This is a genomic window from Halobaculum magnesiiphilum (genome assembly GCF_019823105.1).
In the GTDB taxonomy this organism is placed as follows: Archaea; Halobacteriota; Halobacteria; order Halobacteriales; family Haloferacaceae; genus Halobaculum; species Halobaculum magnesiiphilum.
Genome location: NZ_CP081958.1, coordinates 144,053 through 157,215 on the forward strand (window position 1 = coordinate 144,053; position 13,163 = coordinate 157,215).

The window sequence follows — 13,163 nt, forward strand, 5'->3', positions numbered from 1 at the left end:
GCCTCGTGTGTGGGGTCGGAGTCGTCGTTACGCGTCGTCCTCGAGGAGGTCGACAGCGACGTCGTAGCTGTAGGTGAACTCCTCGTCGAGTTCGTCGCCGCGGTAGTAGTCGACCAGGCGACGGATCTTCGACTCGGTGTTCTGGAGCGCGCGCTTGTTCTGTGCGTCCTGCTGGTTCTCCTCCATGTGCTCACGCAGGCGGACCGCGCGGGACATGAGGTTCCGGAGGTCCTCGGGGAGGTCGTTGCCGGCGTCGTGCTCCTCGAGGATCTCGGTCACCTTCTTGCCGGTCGCGAGCTTCACGTTCGGGACGGGCGTGCCCTTCACGCCTTCGTCGCGCAGCTTCAGGCCGATGACGCTCGGGTCGTGACCCTGTTCGGCCAGCTCGACGACGCGTTCCTCGACGTCTTCGGCGTCCACGTCGCTCCACTCCGGGGGTTCGTCTGCCGCGGGGTTGTCCGAACCGGACGACCCTCGACGGCGGGTGTGCATTCGTGCCATTGTCTGAGATTGGAACGTCGGCCGCAGAAGCGAGCCACCGTCGGCTGTCGCTCCCGAACGCGCCGTCGGGCGCGAGCGGGCAGTCCGACGGGGGCACATCCGCAATCCCAAGCCCACCGCGGGCGAGTCAGAGTTGCGGCCGTGCTGTTCCCATCGAGGTCCTCTCGGTCGCGGGCCTAATGGCTTTCCATCCGCGGATCGACCGTGGTGATCCGTAGCGAGGACGCGCGCAGTCGAAGCCCTTAACTACCGAACCGCGATACGAAGTAGTGCAGGCGGGCTCGTAGATCAGTGGTAGATCGTTCCCTTGGCAGGGGAAAGGCCGTGGGTTCAAATCCCACCGAGTCCACTCGAAATTTACCTTCCGGAGCGGGAGCACTACTCCCCGATTCCAACCTTCTCAGGCCGTCTACCCGCTAGTTTGCTCTGAGAATCATAATTCTCGTGAGCGAATAGCCCCCTGTTTCGAACGCGGGTCGACGCCGTCCGGCGATCGTCACAAGGGAGGTGTGCCGGCATGAGCACAGAGATCCGCGGCTCTGAGGCTCATATCTGCGAGTTTTGCGGGCTGCCGATTCTCGATCGGGAGCAGATCTGCCCGGCACTCGAAGACGGGAGGTGCTCGCCGTGAGATTCTGTCCGATCTGCGGCGCTCAGCTCCAAGTCCGCACCCCTTACGGATCCGGGATCGCCCGCCGCGTCTGTCCCGAGTGCGACGGAGGTGACGGACGGTGAGCGCGCCGCGTACGCCGCCATCGACCGACGAGCACGCCCCCGGCGTCCCGCTCGACTTCGAGACGCTCGCGGGGACCGACGCGACCAGTTGGGACCGCGCGGACCCGCAAGGCGCGCTCATCGAGTCCGTGAGCCGGTACAGCTACCGCGTGACGCTTCCCGATGGTGAAGAGTCGCACCTCGTCGCTGTCGCGGTCGAGGACGGCCAACACGTCGGCTTGTGCGACTGCAAGGCGTTCGAGTACCACGACCCACCGTGTGCGCACCTCTGTACCGTCCGCAAGGCCGCGTTCATCGGTGAGCGTGACACGCGGGGAGAGCAGGTGCGTATCCCTCGCGTCGACCTCAACGCTCACACGACCGAGGAGCGCGCGGCTACGGACGGCGGATGGGTTGACCGTGCTCGTCGCGCGGACCACATGGGAGGTCGCCGATGACCTGCCTCACCGCCGAGGCCGCGGCAACCATCGGCATGTTCGCGATGCTGGTGGCCGGCCTGTTCGTCATCGGCGTGCTCGCGTGGGACGACGCCCGACGCACCGAGCGTGGGGGTCGCCAATGAAGCGGTGCCTCGACCTGTTCGCCGGTCTCGGTGGCTTCAGCGCCGCCTTCGAGGACGCCGACGGTTGGCAAGTCACGACTGTCGACATCGCGGAGCGGTTCGACCCGGACGTTCAGGCTGACGTGATGGACCTACGACCGGCGGACCTTCCGAACGCTGACGTTGTTCTTGCCAGTCCACCGTGTACGCAGTTCTCGATCGCCGCGAGCCGGTACGAACGCTTCCGTGACGGTGAACCGCAGACAGAGGACGCCCGCGAGGCCGTCGCTCTCGTCTACCACACGATCGGGCTGATCAAGTCGCTGTCACCCGACTACTGGTTCCTCGAAAACCCGCAGGGGTACCTCCGGCAAGTGCTGGGACGGCCGACCGGCCGCGTCACCTACTGCCAGTACGGAACCGCGTGGATGAAACCGACCGACCTCTGGGGCGACCATCCACCGGGTATGGTCTATCGTTCGTGCTCCTACGGCGACGACTGCCACGCCTACAACACCGACCAGGCACACGGCGGGAAAGGGAACGCCCGCGACGAGTGGCGGGATGACATGGGCGACATAGTCCGGGATCCGGCCGAACGCGCGAAGGTTCCCTACCAGCTCTCGGAGTCGATCCTCCGCGCCGTCGAGGGGCGGAGCAAGCAGCGATCGCTCTCGGGGGTGAACGTATGATCTCGGTGTTCGCGGCCGTCTCGGCCCGACAGCGACAGCGGTTCCGCCGTCCATCGCGTACGCGCAGGCCCGCCCCCGCACGCGAGTCCGCCCCGAGCGGGTGTGTGGGGGGGTCGACTACGCATTGGGGATCGTCGCCCCGTCTGCGTATTCACGACGTAGTCGCGGCCCCCCGCCGCGACTACAATTCGGGGTGGTCGGCGTGAGTAACCGCCTCGACCGCAACCCGAACCGGGTGAGCTTCGACCCGCAAGGTGCGGACATTCCCGCGTTCGACGAGATCGCCGAAGAGCGCGGCATGAGCCGCGCCGAACTCCTTCGCGAGAAGGTGAAGGAGACCGTCGGCCAGCGCGAGGACGAGACCGGGCTTCCCGAGGACGAGACCCTGCGGAGAGCGTACCTGACGCTGCTCGACGCCGCGGGCGAGAACCACCGCATCCAGACCGAGGCGGCCGAGTCAACGCTCGCGCAAGAACTCACCCGCCCCAGCGGCACGATCCGCTCGGTCCTGAAGGACTTGGAGACCCGCGGCTACGTCGCGCCACGGTGGGGTGTCCTCACCGTTCGGCGCCGCGACGCGCTCGTACCGGTGTCCTCGACGACCACGGGGGTGGCACCCGCCGATGACTGATGACGAAAAGCGACCCGAGAAGATGGCTCCCGCAGCGATTGAGGCGGCGCTTTCGTCCGCGAGGGGGCGGCTGATCTGTCCGAATCTACAGCCGGGCGATCCGATTTACCCGCACCTCCGTCGAAATCGGACCTACTCAGACGATGTGTTCCACGGCCTCGATTCCCGCTGGGACAGTCTGAAAGAGCAGTTCGAACCTGATCAACAGGAAAGCCAGCAGTCCCTCGGAGTGTTCGCCGATGACTGAGGGATCCGAGAGCGGTATTCAGCAGTCTCGGATCCGGTGTCTCGGTTGTGGAAACGTCGCGGACGAGCTGAAAGAACACCGCCGTCACATGGCCCGCGCGGGCCACGTCGACCAGGGCGAGACCTATCTGTAGGCCCCGCCCGCTACTGCTTTTCGCCGTTCGTCGCCGTCTCGCCCGGACCGAACCGGTCGAGTACCGGGCCGATCCGATTCGTGATGCGCTCGGACCACGTCGCCGGCGAGGTGAGCAGCGCCAGCACGAGCAGCGCGTTCGGTACGTCGGTGTTCGTTGCCCATTCGACCGTGACCGTCGCCAGTTCGTTCATGTGTTTGCTGAGAGTGCGTCGAGTCGGTCATGTGCCTGTTCGGCCCCGCGGCGGGCCTCGGCGGCCTCGTAGCCGGCGGCGGCGGCCTCGCGAGCCGCCTCGTCGGCCGTCTCCGCCACGTCGTCTACGTCCTCCTCTGTCGCCGCGTTCCGGACCACGTACCAGCCCAGCCCGGCGACGCTCGTTTCCACGATCGCGAGCATCCCGATGACCGCGCCGGCCTCGAACGCTACCACGGTCAGTCCCCCGCGATCGACGCCCCCGAGTCGGCGAGCCACGCGATCGCGATGAGCACGAGGATCAACCCCGCGCCCTTCGCGTAGGTGTCGAACGAGGTACCGCCGCCGGGCGTGGGGTCGGGCGAGCCGTCGAACAGCCCCGACCCACCGCCGCCACCGCCGTCGTCGCTGGAACCGGTGTCGGGCTGTTCCGCGGGCGTCGACGAGACGACCGTCGACGCCTCCAGCGCGTCCGTCCGCTTGCCCGACTTCTCCATCTCGACGTACGCGCTCACCTCTGCACGCCCCGACTGCGGAGCCTCGACGGTGAACGTGTACGTCTCGTCCTTCGTGCCGATGGTCGTCCGCAGGTGGCACACCGGCCCCTTGGTCAGTTCCTCGCCGTTCGGGCCGGTGAGCACCACTTTCAGCTTGTAGCCGTCGTAGGCGGACCCGTGGCACCGGTCGTTGTCCCACGGGTTGATGAACCCCGCTCCGTTCGAGACCTTCACGTCCACCTCGTAGGGCTCGCCCGGGTCCACCTGATCCGGGACGCTCACCCGCCGCAAGATGATGTTCCCGCTCTTCGTCGTCGGCTGATTGGTCTGCGCCATCGTCAGTTGCCCCCGAGGACGACGGCGCCGACGAGCAGCGCGAGACCCGCGGCGACCGCGCGCTTGTCGATCCCGCCGTCGCTCGACGAGGACTCGTTGCCCGGCGACTCCGGCGAGCCGGATCCGCCGTCGACGTACTCCTCGCTCTCGGAGTCGACCGTCCCCGACGGGACCGAGCCGCCGCCCGATGTCGCGTTGAGGGCCTCGTCGGTGAGGTCCTGCTGTGCGTCGTCGACAGCCGGATCGTCGCTGTTGTTGTCGGAGACGATCGTCACGCCACCCGTGTCCGGGTCGCCGTCGCTGTCAATCACGTTGCCCGACGAGCGCGAGGAGTCGTACTCCTGGCCGGCGCCGTCGGCCTGTCCGAGATCCAGGGTGTCGGCGTCCTGGTCCTGCTCGATGTCGTCAAGCGACGCGTCCGAGCCCGAGTCTGTGCTACTGCCGCCGTCGTCTGCCCAGGGGTCGTCGCCGGCGTCGAGGCTCCCGCCTCCGCCGGTTCCCGAGCCGTTGTCGATGAGTGCTACCATGTCGTGTCTTCCGTCGTCTGGTGGTTGTGAGTCGGTGCAGTTTGGAGCGCGTAGACGGCTGCCGCGACGGCCACGGTCGCGAGGGCCGCCGATGGCATGGGGCCGAGCAGATGAAAGCCGGTGTCGAGCGGCGACGGAACGGGCCACGCGTGCTCGATGATGTCGTCGAGGCCAACGAGGATCGCGCCGGTCGCGACGAGCTGCACGCGGCGGGGGTAGAGTCGGCCCCACGCCGATCCTGGCCGCCACATCCACGCCAGCGCCGCGAGCGGGCCGACGTGCGCGAGCGTCGCGCCGATGGGCGGGCGCCACGGCCACACAACGACGAACGCGAACAAGCCGACGAGGACGCCTGTTGCCTCCGTCAGCGGCTCGCTGTGCCGGTGGTCGTCCCACACAGTCGCGAGGACGACGACCGCTGCGAGCAGACCGTAGGTCGCATGGTGTGGGATGAGCGTCGAGCCGTCGGGGACGGCTTCGACGGGGAAGGCGGTTAGGAACTCCCCTATCATGTTTTCATGATAAACGCGAGAGCGAGGTACGGCGGCCGGTTCTCGTGCGCAGAGTCGCCGCCTGCCTGGTCGATGTTGAGGTTGTGCGAGTGGTCGCCCGCCGGCTCGGTGGTGCGGGTTGTCTGACTCCGCGCTTGGATACTGCCATTGCCCTCCCCGTCGAAGGTGACGCCGGTGTAGTCGTGCGAGTGTTCACCGTCGGTCGTCGTGCTACCATTGTGGGAGTGGCTCGGCATCTCGTCTTCGGAGAGTTGGACCGAGGCAGCCCCGCCGGTGTCATCGACCGCGTAGCTGTCGCCTGCCCCGACAACGAACCGGTCTGTAAGGTCGGGCGTCCCGTCAGACCCGTCACACAGGGTCCACCCGTCGGGAACGTCGGTCGTGGAACCCGACCACATCGTGATGACGCCCGATGGAACCGTGGCGCCGCCGCCCATGCTGACGAAGCCAGTCATGCGCTCTCACCCGTGATATGGAGCGTGTCACCGTCCGAACTCGCCTTCGCCGCAAGCGCGTCCGTGTTGGACACACGCTTGGTCACGCCGTTGCCCTTCGCCAGCGGGATCGTCTCCGAGCCCTCCGGGCCGATATAGATCGGTCCGGCGTTGTCGGGGTCGGCCAAGACCAGCACCTCACAGCCTTCTTTCACCTCGTGGCTCGGGAGCACTTCGCCGCTCGTGCTCGGCGTGAGCTTGTCGGTGAACACCGCGTCGGCGTTCCCGAGGCGGTCGTTCGTCCGGGCCTGCTCGGCTTGGTTCGCCGGCGGCTGCTTGTCGCCGGCCTCGTCCTGCACCTTACGGATCTCCTCGACATCGGTGTTCGTGTCGAGCGTCACTCTGACCCTCCCTGATTCACCTTCTCGTACCCAACCGGCTGCACCGTGTACCGGCGTGGCGTGTTCTCCGAGAGGTTCTCACACCTGACCTTGAGCTGCTCCTCGAACTCGTAGGCCGGCAGGAACGTGATCGCCAGGTCGTCGATGTCGGTCGGCGGGATTGGTGCCGGACCATACACTTGCCGACCGTCGAACCACACGGTGTAACTGCTCTCTGTGTACTTCGACGCCGCGACGATCGGGACGACGAACCCCGGCGTTGTTTGCTGGCGCGGAGCGTAGGTGAACGTAGCCCGTTCACCGCCGTCGAGTTCGACCGTGAGCGGCTCGTTGACCGGCTTGTCGAACTCCGAGGGAGCGGGCACTACGTCAGGCATCGCCCTCCTCGTCGTCGAACAGTTCCCGTCTCCGTTCGGTGAGTTCCTGGGCCGGGATAGGCTCTTTCTGTACGTCGGTATCGGTCTGGTTGGTACCCGTCATCACTGTGAGTTGTAGGCCGCGTAGGCGGCAGCCAGCAGCGCGAGGATCTGGAGGACCTGCAAGAGGAGTTGGAGATCATCTTGCGTCCATCCGGACTGCTCGATGCGCCCGACGAGCGGGCCGCTGCTGTTGCCGGCCCCCGACGGGGCCTCGGTGTTGCTCGCCGACGTGGTCGCGGTCGAGCCGCCGAGGGCGGGCTCGGCGCGACTGTGCCGGGTGCCGGTGCTCTCCGTGGACGCTCCCGCCCACGGGTCGCCTGTGGTCGTCGAAGAAACCTGCATGGGGGAGCCTCCGGGCTACCGGCCGCCCATGTCGTCGTTGATGGCCGAGAGGAGTCCCGGCGCGGACGATGCCCCCTTCGTCGCGGTCGTGTGGAACAGGGCGTTGGTTGCCTCCGTTCCGTCGGTGTCCTCGCGGAACTGGACGGTGTACGGAGCGTCGATCTTGACGCTCAGTACCATGTCCGTCGCGAGGAACCGCTCCAGCCACGAGCCGCGGAAGTGGAACTCGATCGGGTCCTCCTGCTGGTCCTGGCGGTTCGCCCGGCCGGCGTTCAGCGTCTTCAGCTCCTCGGCCTGCGAGGTCTTCCCGCCCGGGGAGACCTTCTCGACGGTGAGCGTGGCCGCGTCGCCGACGATGTAGTAGACGTGCAGGGTGTTGTCCGTGCCGTCGTCCGTGTAGTCGATCGTGTCGTTGTCGTAGTCGATCGAGTCCGGCGAGGCGCGGCTGCCGCCCTCGTAGAGTACGACACTCTGGGTGTTCGGCGAGTCGACGAGGTCGTGCGAGAGGCTGAACGTCTCCGTGTTGTCCGCCGTGCCGTCGGTGGTGAAGCTCTCGTAGGCCGGGATCGAGACCATGAGGTCGGCACCGTCCCGGAGCGCGAGCACGGTCTCAGCCTGAAGCGAGAGGATCTCGCTGTCGGTGCCGGTCTGGTTGACCGCGGTCTCGAAGTCGTCGAGCGGTGACAGCGGGCGCGGTTCCCGCTTCATCGCGTCGAGGGTGTCTGCGACCGACATGGTCACTCGCGAGACATCTCCTTGACGGCGTTCTCGTCGAAGTACCATTCCGACTGGTCCCAGTCGATCGCCGCGGTGGAGATGATCGAGACCGTGAACGAGTCCACGTCGCGCACGTCGATGAACTCGCGCAGCCCCTCGCGGTCGGCCGCCTCGGGGTACTTCAGCGGGATCAGCGCGTTGTGATTGCGCTCGCTGTTGCGCTGCTCACTGATCGTGTTCGAGTTGAAGAAGCTGATCTGCTTCTTCGGGACGGCGACACGGTGGTAGTCGTCGCCGTTCGACATCTGGAACTCGAACACGACCAGCGTGTTCGTCGGGAGGTCGTCGCCGTTGGTGTCGTTGAGGTCGAAGTAGACCGGCAGGCCCGTGTTCCCGCGGATCGTCCGGTTCTCGAAGCGCAGGAACTTGCCGCGGTCAGGCGACACCTCCATGATGGGCGTGGGCTTCAGCGTGACCGTCGGGGAGTTCTGGTAGGTCGTGACCTGATCAGAACTCATGCCCTTACTGACGAAGATGTCCGCCATCGTCAGTTACCCCCCGGGAGAGCCCCGGAAACGGCATTCTGAAGCGCGCTACCGAGGCCGAAGCGCTCGGCGACACCGTGGCCGATGCCGACCGCGCCCCCGACCTGCATGTGACGCTTCATCCGGCCCGACACCGGGGCGTACTCGGCGCCGACGATGACCGAGCCCCCACCGACGGCCTGATCGATGCCGGAGCCGGCGCCGATCTGATAGCCGACGCCCGGGACGGTCCGGCCGGCGACGGTCGCGGCGATCGTCTCCGCGAGGAGCAGGCCACTCAGCGCCGAGCCGGCGTCCTTCGCGAACTGTTCATCTGCGAACTTATCGAATCCGTCTGCTACTTCCATCTGCGCTCAGGCAGAGAAGCAGCCCGTTCAAAGGCTACCAGCCAAGAATCTAGCGGATCTCAGCGGGTCCCGCTGGGATCAAGCGGAATCCACTGACGCGAACTCGTCAGGATCTCCTGAAGGGTTTCAGCGAAGGAGTCCATCGTTAGATACAGAGACTCTATTTAATAGGCCGCTACTGTTCATTTCCCAATTGCAATACTAACTCTATCACCCGTAGAATTACTTGAGTTCAGTTACCTCCGATACCTGTTGTAAAAGTTGGTTCACAGGAAAGTCGCCATCATAATCAAAGGTGGCTAATACAGCTTCATAGCGGTCAGAAGGAAAGATGAACACGACAACGTTTTCGTAGAACAACGTTTGTAATCTGCACTCCTGCTCCCCAATGAGCGATTTAAAATCATCACTTCCGACGAGCTGGCCCATTAGTAGTTTATACGCTTCGTCGAGTTCTACGTCTGTATAGAGGTCCTCAACATCATCCCGCATATATCTGATCTCAAAATCCAAGCTTTCCAAGTCAGCAATAACGCGGGGCGTAGCTCCCTCAAAGTCCTGAATGGCTTCTGAAACTGTCGACACAGGTTGAATCGATAATCCAAGTGTAAAAGCTGAGTGATATGAAGCACGTAGCTAACGGCTGTTTCAGCCCAGTACAGGGTGAAGGCTACCAGTCCGTTCGCGGCCTCGTGTCCTCGTCGAACTGTGCGAGGAGGTACGCCACGACTTCGACGTTATCTGGTTCCCAACCGCGGCGGTCCTCTAACTCATCCCTGACCTCGCGGAATCGACGTGCCTTCCCACCGTAGAGGGTGACCGAGACGGTTGGCTCCGCCATGCTTAGATCCCCACGTCGATCCGCTTACCCGAGGCGCCGACGTGGTCGCACTTCGGGTTGTAGTCGTTCGACTCCTTGCGGACGAGTTTCCCCGTCTCGTCGGAGTAGATCCATTCGGAGTTGACCGTCTTCGGCTCGCCGCTCTCGTCGGGTTCGGTCCACTTGCGGACCGAGACGGCCTCGCCGTCGGCGCCGAGGAGGTCCTCGTTGGTGATGGTCACGGGCTGGCCGCCGGTGGCGTGCAGGTCTTTCGGGTAGGGGAGCACGTCGTCGAGGCTACCGAGGCTGTTGGTGTCCTCGAACCCACCGAGGAAGCGGGCGTTGCAGTTGCCGATCACGTCCTTGTCCACCTGCGCCGGCCGCTGGGAGAGCCACGCCGACGAGGTCGCCGCGCCGCCCTCAGACCGGCCGTCGGTCGCGAGTTCCCGGGTGGTGTCCGGGTAGCCGTGGCGCTGTGGCGCGAGCCCGTGCGCCTCGTCGATCAAGATGAGCACGTCGTCATCGGACTGGCGACACCCGAGGATCACGTTCGGGGCGACCGTCTCGCGCCAGTCGTCCTTCGCGACGCCGCGGCCGACGACGAGCGCCTCGTTGGCCTCGATGAGTTGCCGCCACTCGGACGGGCCGAAGGCTTCCGACTCGGTCCCCGTCGCCGTCCACTGCTTCGCGTAGCCCGGCCCGTGTTCCTTCGAGCACAGCCCGCGGAACTCGTCGGACGTGTCGAGCACGACGACGCGGTCGAACCGGTCCCCGCGGATGTTGCGCTCGATGAGCGCTTGCCCGAGGTAGCCCTTCCCCCACCCGGCCGCGGCGCCGATGAACAGATGCACGGCTACTCGTCCACCTCGTCGGAGAGCGCCTCGATCGCCTCGGTGTGCGCCTCGAACTCGCCGGCGAGCAGCTCCTCGAACACCCGGCCCGGGGAGTAGCCGATCACGTACTCCCCGAACTCCTGCACCGAGACGCCGAAGCGCGACTGCACGTCGGCCGCGATCACGTCGGCGTCGGTGTACTCGCTGGTGTCGAGATCCGGGTTGTCGCGCCACTCGTCGATGATGCGCTCGCGCTCGGCCTCCCACTCGTCGGCGCCGACGCCGGCGAACGCTTCTGCCGCGTCAGCGTCGAGCGCGTCCGGGGCGACGTGCTCGGTCCACGTCTCCCACGGGTTTCCCGACACCCGGGCGCCAACAGCGGCGCACAGTTCGGTGATGCGCTCCTCCTCGTCGGGTTCGGCTGCGAGCCCCACCTCCTCGGGGTCGACGCCGAGGGCGTCGGCGTGTTCCCGGAGCGCGGCCCGCTGGTCGCGTTCGACGGCGGCGAAGGCACCGGCGAGCGCGCGGATCTGCTCGGACTCGGCGGGGTTCTTCGCGGCCTCCATCGCCTCCCTGACCTTGCCCATGTTCCCGAACATCAGGCCGCACCCCCGAGTTCGGCGTTTTCGAGACCCTGAGACACCCGCCCGACGAGTTCGCCCGCGGCGTCGGTCTCCTGCATGAGCACGGCGAACGCGACGAACGCGGAGCCGGTGACGAGCGCCTGCCCGGGCGTCATGTCGTCGCCGATGCCCGAGCTGTCGAACACGTCGCCGGCGGCCTCCGACAGGTCGATCGGCCCGGCCGTCGCGAGGTCGCGAACGTCATCCTCGGTCATGTCGGGATCGTCGTCGGAGAGTTCCGCGCTCACCTCGAGGAGGAAGATCGCGAGGAAGTCGACGTACACGTCGCCCCAGGCGTACCCGGGTGCGTCGCTGGTACCGTCGTCGCTACCAGCTTCGCCGGGGTCGGTACCCCCGTCGCTACCCCCTTCGGAGGCCCCCTCTGACCCCCCTTCGTCGTTGGTAGCGTTCGCTTCGCCGTCGTTCGATTCGGGTTGGTCGTCGCGGGCCTCGGCCATCTGCTCGGCCAGCGAGGGGGGTACGTCGGCCTTTTCGTCGTCCGCGAGGGCCGGCGGATCCCCCTCTTCAGGGTCGGTAGCCCCCTCGCTCCCCCCTTGGTCGGGGTCGGTGTCCGTGTCGGTGAGGGCGTCTGTGGTCGGTGCGTCCGGGTCGTCGGCGTCGGTGTCGTCTACCATGCGGGCTCGGGGGAGGTGCTCGGCTCGTCATCCTGCGATTCGTCGGCCTGGTTCTCCACGTCGATCACGTCCTCTTCGGGTTGGTCGTCGTCGGTGTTCCCGGCGGCCGCGAGCACCGCGAGGGCGATCGCGAGGGTCGCCGCGACGAACGCGAGGGCGGTACCAGCCCCATCACCCCCCTCGCTTCCCCCTTCAGAGTCCCCCTCGGGGGTGGTGTCGCCCCCCTCGTCGTCGGTAGCGGTCGCTTCGCCGTCCTCGGGTTCGCCCCCTGCGACCCCCTCGACGATCGCGTTTTGCTGCTCCTCGTCGGTGCTACCAGCCTCGGCGGGGTCGGTAGCCCCCTCGCTCCCCCCTTCGGAGGCCCCCTCTTCGCCCCCTTCGTCGGCTTCGCCGTCCCCCGATTCGGTGGTATCCTCGTCGGTACCACCCTCGGCGGGGTCGGTGTTCTCATCGCTACCCCCCAGCACCGCCCCCTTGAGGGCCTGCCAGTCGTGGGCCTCGTCGTTGGTCGAGTTGATGTGACCCATCACCTGATTCTGTGTCTTCTCCTCGTCCTCGCCGAACTCGCACCCCTCTACGGGGCATCCTTGTCCTGTCATGTGTCGATTAGTTCGATGTGGCCCTCGTGGTCGTGGGCGCCCTCGGCGACCGTCTGGAGGTCGTCGGTCAGCTCCTCCAGCCGGTCGAACTGCATGGCGTCCTGTCCGTGCTCGTCGCGGATCGCGTTGATCGAGGCGGCCGCCTGCTCGGCGTGGGCCTTCGCCTCCTCGATGTCCGCTAACTCCCGCTCGAAGCGGGCGATCGCTGCCTTGTAGCCGCCCCAGGTCCGCGCGAGCGCCCCGGCCGCGTCGCCGGTTATCTCGCCGGAATCCTCCGGTTCCCCGAGGATGCTCGAAACCTCGTCCTCCTCGTAACCGCAGGCGTTCTGGAGGTACTCGCAGGCGTCAGGGTCGCCGTGCTCGCAGTGGTCGCGGGCGTGGTCGCACCCCTCGGCCTGTTCGCGAGCGGCCGCCTGTCGCTCCCGCTCGGCGTCTCGTTGGTCGCCGTCGTCGCGGGCGCCGCCGCCCTCCTGCCCGGCCTCCTCCATCACTTGCCGGTGTTCGTCGACTGTGAGCGTCCCGTCGACGTAGCTCGTCCAGTCCGATACCCCGTACTTCTCCGCCAGCGCCTTGATCGACCGCGCCCACGGCACCGAGGCTCGAGGGTCGCTGAAGTCGATCCGGTCGCGTTCGCCCTCCGTGAGGTCGGCTTGGCCGGTGGTGTCTTCGCGAGCGGCGCGGCCCTCGTCGGCCTGCGCGCGAGCCTGGTCGAGCAGCCACTCGGGCGTGTCGCTGGTGAAGTGGACCGTCTTGAACCGGCGATCGTCGTCCACCGAGCAGATGTGCTCGGGGAACTCGTCGCGGTAGGCGTCGGCGGCGGGCTTCTCGCCGAACTCGACGGCCTCGCTCACCCCTTGACCCCCGTCCGTCTACAGATCGGGCAGTCGTCGGAGCCCGGAAAGTA

The 13,163-nt window shown here is 66.5% G+C and carries 27 protein-coding genes and 1 tRNA gene; 8 read left to right on the plus strand and 20 right to left on the minus strand.

The window, feature by feature from the left end; translation table 11 throughout:
* Nucleotides 1–27: 27 nt before the first annotated feature.
* Nucleotides 28–501: a 30S ribosomal protein S15 gene (locus K6T50_RS00715; protein ID WP_222607544.1), complete on the minus strand. Its 474-nt coding sequence runs from the start codon at nucleotides 499–501 to the stop codon at nucleotides 28–30.
* A gap of 277 nt (nucleotides 502–778) precedes the next feature.
* Between K6T50_RS00715 and K6T50_RS00720 the strand changes: the two genes are divergently transcribed.
* From K6T50_RS00720 to K6T50_RS00750, 8 genes are all read left to right on the plus strand, one after another.
* Nucleotides 779–850 (plus strand) — tRNA-Ala (locus K6T50_RS00720).
* Nucleotides 851–1,128: 278 nt separating this feature from the next.
* The gene (locus K6T50_RS19230; RefSeq protein ID WP_222607545.1) at nucleotides 1,129–1,236 is read left to right on the plus strand and encodes a zinc ribbon domain-containing protein; all 108 of its coding nucleotides are present in this window, start codon (nucleotides 1,129–1,131) and stop codon (nucleotides 1,234–1,236) included.
* Nucleotides 1,233–1,673, plus strand: coding sequence for a hypothetical protein (locus K6T50_RS00730; RefSeq protein ID WP_222607546.1), 441 nt, complete (start codon nucleotides 1,233–1,235; stop codon nucleotides 1,671–1,673). Before K6T50_RS19230 ends, K6T50_RS00730 begins: the two co-directional genes overlap by 4 nt.
* Complete coding sequence (locus tag K6T50_RS19095) at nucleotides 1,670–1,798, plus strand: hypothetical protein (protein ID WP_275673107.1); 129 nt, start codon at nucleotides 1,670–1,672, stop codon at nucleotides 1,796–1,798. Before K6T50_RS00730 ends, K6T50_RS19095 begins: the two co-directional genes overlap by 4 nt.
* Nucleotides 1,795–2,469 carry a DNA cytosine methyltransferase gene (locus tag K6T50_RS00735; protein WP_222607547.1) on the plus strand — a complete coding sequence of 225 codons (675 nt, stop codon included), beginning with the start codon at nucleotides 1,795–1,797 and terminating at the stop codon, nucleotides 2,467–2,469. Before K6T50_RS19095 ends, K6T50_RS00735 begins: the two co-directional genes overlap by 4 nt.
* A gap of 202 nt (nucleotides 2,470–2,671) precedes the next feature.
* Nucleotides 2,672–3,100: a hypothetical protein gene (locus K6T50_RS00740; protein WP_222607548.1), complete on the plus strand. Its 429-nt coding sequence runs from the start codon at nucleotides 2,672–2,674 to the stop codon at nucleotides 3,098–3,100.
* Complete coding sequence (locus K6T50_RS00745) at nucleotides 3,093–3,347, plus strand: hypothetical protein (RefSeq protein ID WP_222607549.1); 255 nt, start codon at nucleotides 3,093–3,095, stop codon at nucleotides 3,345–3,347. The genes K6T50_RS00740 and K6T50_RS00745 overlap by 8 nt, the downstream gene beginning before the upstream one ends.
* The gene (locus K6T50_RS00750; RefSeq protein ID WP_222607550.1) at nucleotides 3,340–3,480 is read left to right on the plus strand and encodes a hypothetical protein; all 141 of its coding nucleotides are present in this window, start codon (nucleotides 3,340–3,342) and stop codon (nucleotides 3,478–3,480) included. Before K6T50_RS00745 ends, K6T50_RS00750 begins: the two co-directional genes overlap by 8 nt.
* Before the next feature lie 10 nt (nucleotides 3,481–3,490).
* On the opposite strand, the gene K6T50_RS00755 is transcribed toward K6T50_RS00750, so the two are convergent.
* The 19 genes from K6T50_RS00755 to K6T50_RS00845 all read right to left on the minus strand — a co-directional run bounded on the left by K6T50_RS00755 (nucleotide 3,491) and on the right by K6T50_RS00845 (nucleotide 13,110).
* Nucleotides 3,491–3,673, minus strand: a complete 183-nt coding sequence (locus K6T50_RS00755; RefSeq protein WP_222607551.1) for a hypothetical protein — start codon at nucleotides 3,671–3,673, stop codon at nucleotides 3,491–3,493.
* Entirely contained in the window at nucleotides 3,670–3,909 is a 240-nt protein-coding gene (locus tag K6T50_RS00760) for a hypothetical protein (RefSeq protein ID WP_222607552.1), read from the minus strand. Before K6T50_RS00760 ends, K6T50_RS00755 begins: the two co-directional genes overlap by 4 nt.
* A gap of 2 nt (nucleotides 3,910–3,911) precedes the next feature.
* A complete protein-coding gene (locus K6T50_RS00765; RefSeq protein ID WP_222607553.1) occupies nucleotides 3,912–4,505 on the minus strand; it encodes a hypothetical protein in 594 nt (197 codons plus the stop codon).
* A gap of 2 nt (nucleotides 4,506–4,507) precedes the next feature.
* Nucleotides 4,508–5,032 (minus strand): hypothetical protein, encoded by a 525-nt coding sequence (locus tag K6T50_RS00770; RefSeq protein WP_222607554.1) that lies wholly within the window; start codon nucleotides 5,030–5,032, stop codon nucleotides 4,508–4,510.
* Complete coding sequence (locus tag K6T50_RS00775) at nucleotides 5,026–5,544, minus strand: hypothetical protein (protein WP_222607555.1); 519 nt, start codon at nucleotides 5,542–5,544, stop codon at nucleotides 5,026–5,028. The genes K6T50_RS00770 and K6T50_RS00775 overlap by 7 nt, the downstream gene beginning before the upstream one ends.
* Nucleotides 5,541–5,999, minus strand: a complete 459-nt coding sequence (locus K6T50_RS00780; protein WP_222607556.1) for a hypothetical protein — start codon at nucleotides 5,997–5,999, stop codon at nucleotides 5,541–5,543. Before K6T50_RS00780 ends, K6T50_RS00775 begins: the two co-directional genes overlap by 4 nt.
* Nucleotides 5,996–6,379 (minus strand): hypothetical protein, encoded by a 384-nt coding sequence (locus tag K6T50_RS00785; RefSeq protein ID WP_222607557.1) that lies wholly within the window; start codon nucleotides 6,377–6,379, stop codon nucleotides 5,996–5,998. Before K6T50_RS00785 ends, K6T50_RS00780 begins: the two co-directional genes overlap by 4 nt.
* Nucleotides 6,376–6,756: a hypothetical protein gene (locus tag K6T50_RS00790; protein ID WP_222607558.1), complete on the minus strand. Its 381-nt coding sequence runs from the start codon at nucleotides 6,754–6,756 to the stop codon at nucleotides 6,376–6,378. The genes K6T50_RS00785 and K6T50_RS00790 overlap by 4 nt, the downstream gene beginning before the upstream one ends.
* A gap of 102 nt (nucleotides 6,757–6,858) precedes the next feature.
* Nucleotides 6,859–7,140 (minus strand): hypothetical protein, encoded by a 282-nt coding sequence (locus K6T50_RS00795; protein ID WP_222607559.1) that lies wholly within the window; start codon nucleotides 7,138–7,140, stop codon nucleotides 6,859–6,861.
* Nucleotides 7,141–7,155: 15 nt separating this feature from the next.
* Nucleotides 7,156–7,875 carry a hypothetical protein gene (locus tag K6T50_RS00800; RefSeq protein ID WP_222607560.1) on the minus strand — a complete coding sequence of 240 codons (720 nt, stop codon included), beginning with the start codon at nucleotides 7,873–7,875 and terminating at the stop codon, nucleotides 7,156–7,158.
* Nucleotides 7,876–7,877: 2 nt separating this feature from the next.
* On the minus strand, nucleotides 7,878–8,402 hold the full coding sequence (locus tag K6T50_RS00805; RefSeq protein ID WP_222607561.1) for a hypothetical protein: 525 nt from the start codon (nucleotides 8,400–8,402) through the stop codon (nucleotides 7,878–7,880).
* Between the two features lie 2 nt (nucleotides 8,403–8,404).
* Entirely contained in the window at nucleotides 8,405–8,749 is a 345-nt protein-coding gene (locus K6T50_RS00810; RefSeq protein ID WP_222607562.1) for a hypothetical protein, read from the minus strand.
* A 222-nt stretch (nucleotides 8,750–8,971) separates the two neighbouring features.
* Nucleotides 8,972–9,334 (minus strand): DUF7522 family protein, encoded by a 363-nt coding sequence (locus K6T50_RS00815; protein ID WP_222607563.1) that lies wholly within the window; start codon nucleotides 9,332–9,334, stop codon nucleotides 8,972–8,974.
* A gap of 85 nt (nucleotides 9,335–9,419) precedes the next feature.
* A complete protein-coding gene (locus tag K6T50_RS00820; protein ID WP_222607564.1) occupies nucleotides 9,420–9,590 on the minus strand; it encodes a hypothetical protein in 171 nt (56 codons plus the stop codon).
* A gap of 2 nt (nucleotides 9,591–9,592) precedes the next feature.
* The gene (locus K6T50_RS00825; RefSeq protein WP_222607565.1) at nucleotides 9,593–10,420 is read right to left on the minus strand and encodes a hypothetical protein; all 828 of its coding nucleotides are present in this window, start codon (nucleotides 10,418–10,420) and stop codon (nucleotides 9,593–9,595) included.
* 2 nt (nucleotides 10,421–10,422) lie between these two features.
* Nucleotides 10,423–11,001, minus strand: coding sequence for a DUF790 family protein (locus K6T50_RS00830; protein ID WP_222607566.1), 579 nt, complete (start codon nucleotides 10,999–11,001; stop codon nucleotides 10,423–10,425).
* Entirely contained in the window at nucleotides 11,001–11,660 is a 660-nt protein-coding gene (locus K6T50_RS00835; RefSeq protein WP_222607567.1) for a hypothetical protein, read from the minus strand. Before K6T50_RS00835 ends, K6T50_RS00830 begins: the two co-directional genes overlap by 1 nt.
* The gene (locus K6T50_RS00840) at nucleotides 11,654–12,259 is read right to left on the minus strand and encodes a hypothetical protein (protein ID WP_222607568.1); all 606 of its coding nucleotides are present in this window, start codon (nucleotides 12,257–12,259) and stop codon (nucleotides 11,654–11,656) included. The genes K6T50_RS00835 and K6T50_RS00840 overlap by 7 nt, the downstream gene beginning before the upstream one ends.
* Complete coding sequence (locus K6T50_RS00845; protein WP_222607569.1) at nucleotides 12,256–13,110, minus strand: hypothetical protein; 855 nt, start codon at nucleotides 13,108–13,110, stop codon at nucleotides 12,256–12,258. The genes K6T50_RS00840 and K6T50_RS00845 overlap by 4 nt, the downstream gene beginning before the upstream one ends.
* Nucleotides 13,111–13,163: the final 53 nt, after the last annotated feature.

What these genes read in the sequence shown, in the direction of transcription:
- K6T50_RS00715 (WP_222607544.1), bottom strand. Translation starts at nt 501, where the DNA reads ATGGCACGAATGCACACCCGCCGTCGAGGGTCGTCCGGTTCGGACAAC.
- K6T50_RS19095 (WP_275673107.1), top strand. Translation starts at nt 1,670, where the DNA reads ATGACCTGCCTCACCGCCGAGGCCGCGGCAACCATCGGCATGTTCGCG.
- K6T50_RS00735 (WP_222607547.1), top strand. Translation starts at nt 1,795, where the DNA reads ATGAAGCGGTGCCTCGACCTGTTCGCCGGTCTCGGTGGCTTCAGCGCC.
- K6T50_RS00745 (WP_222607549.1), top strand. Translation starts at nt 3,093, where the DNA reads ATGACTGATGACGAAAAGCGACCCGAGAAGATGGCTCCCGCAGCGATT.
- K6T50_RS00750 (WP_222607550.1), top strand. Translation starts at nt 3,340, where the DNA reads ATGACTGAGGGATCCGAGAGCGGTATTCAGCAGTCTCGGATCCGGTGT.
- K6T50_RS00755 (WP_222607551.1), bottom strand. Translation starts at nt 3,673, where the DNA reads ATGAACGAACTGGCGACGGTCACGGTCGAATGGGCAACGAACACCGAC.
- K6T50_RS00765 (WP_222607553.1), bottom strand. Translation starts at nt 4,505, where the DNA reads ATGGCGCAGACCAATCAGCCGACGACGAAGAGCGGGAACATCATCTTG.
- K6T50_RS00770 (WP_222607554.1), bottom strand. Translation starts at nt 5,032, where the DNA reads ATGGTAGCACTCATCGACAACGGCTCGGGAACCGGCGGAGGCGGGAGC.
- K6T50_RS00775 (WP_222607555.1), bottom strand. Translation starts at nt 5,544, where the DNA reads ATGATAGGGGAGTTCCTAACCGCCTTCCCCGTCGAAGCCGTCCCCGAC.
- K6T50_RS00780 (WP_222607556.1), bottom strand. Translation starts at nt 5,999, where the DNA reads ATGACTGGCTTCGTCAGCATGGGCGGCGGCGCCACGGTTCCATCGGGC.
- K6T50_RS00790 (WP_222607558.1), bottom strand. Translation starts at nt 6,756, where the DNA reads ATGCCTGACGTAGTGCCCGCTCCCTCGGAGTTCGACAAGCCGGTCAAC.
- K6T50_RS00795 (WP_222607559.1), bottom strand. Translation starts at nt 7,140, where the DNA reads ATGCAGGTTTCTTCGACGACCACAGGCGACCCGTGGGCGGGAGCGTCC.
- K6T50_RS00800 (WP_222607560.1), bottom strand. Translation starts at nt 7,875, where the DNA reads ATGTCGGTCGCAGACACCCTCGACGCGATGAAGCGGGAACCGCGCCCG.
- K6T50_RS00805 (WP_222607561.1), bottom strand. Translation starts at nt 8,402, where the DNA reads ATGGCGGACATCTTCGTCAGTAAGGGCATGAGTTCTGATCAGGTCACG.
- K6T50_RS00810 (WP_222607562.1), bottom strand. Translation starts at nt 8,749, where the DNA reads ATGGAAGTAGCAGACGGATTCGATAAGTTCGCAGATGAACAGTTCGCG.
- K6T50_RS00820 (WP_222607564.1), bottom strand. Translation starts at nt 9,590, where the DNA reads ATGGCGGAGCCAACCGTCTCGGTCACCCTCTACGGTGGGAAGGCACGT.
- K6T50_RS00830 (WP_222607566.1), bottom strand. Translation starts at nt 11,001, where the DNA reads ATGTTCGGGAACATGGGCAAGGTCAGGGAGGCGATGGAGGCCGCGAAG.
- K6T50_RS00835 (WP_222607567.1), bottom strand. Translation starts at nt 11,660, where the DNA reads ATGGTAGACGACACCGACGCCGACGACCCGGACGCACCGACCACAGAC.
- K6T50_RS00840 (WP_222607568.1), bottom strand. Translation starts at nt 12,259, where the DNA reads ATGACAGGACAAGGATGCCCCGTAGAGGGGTGCGAGTTCGGCGAGGAC.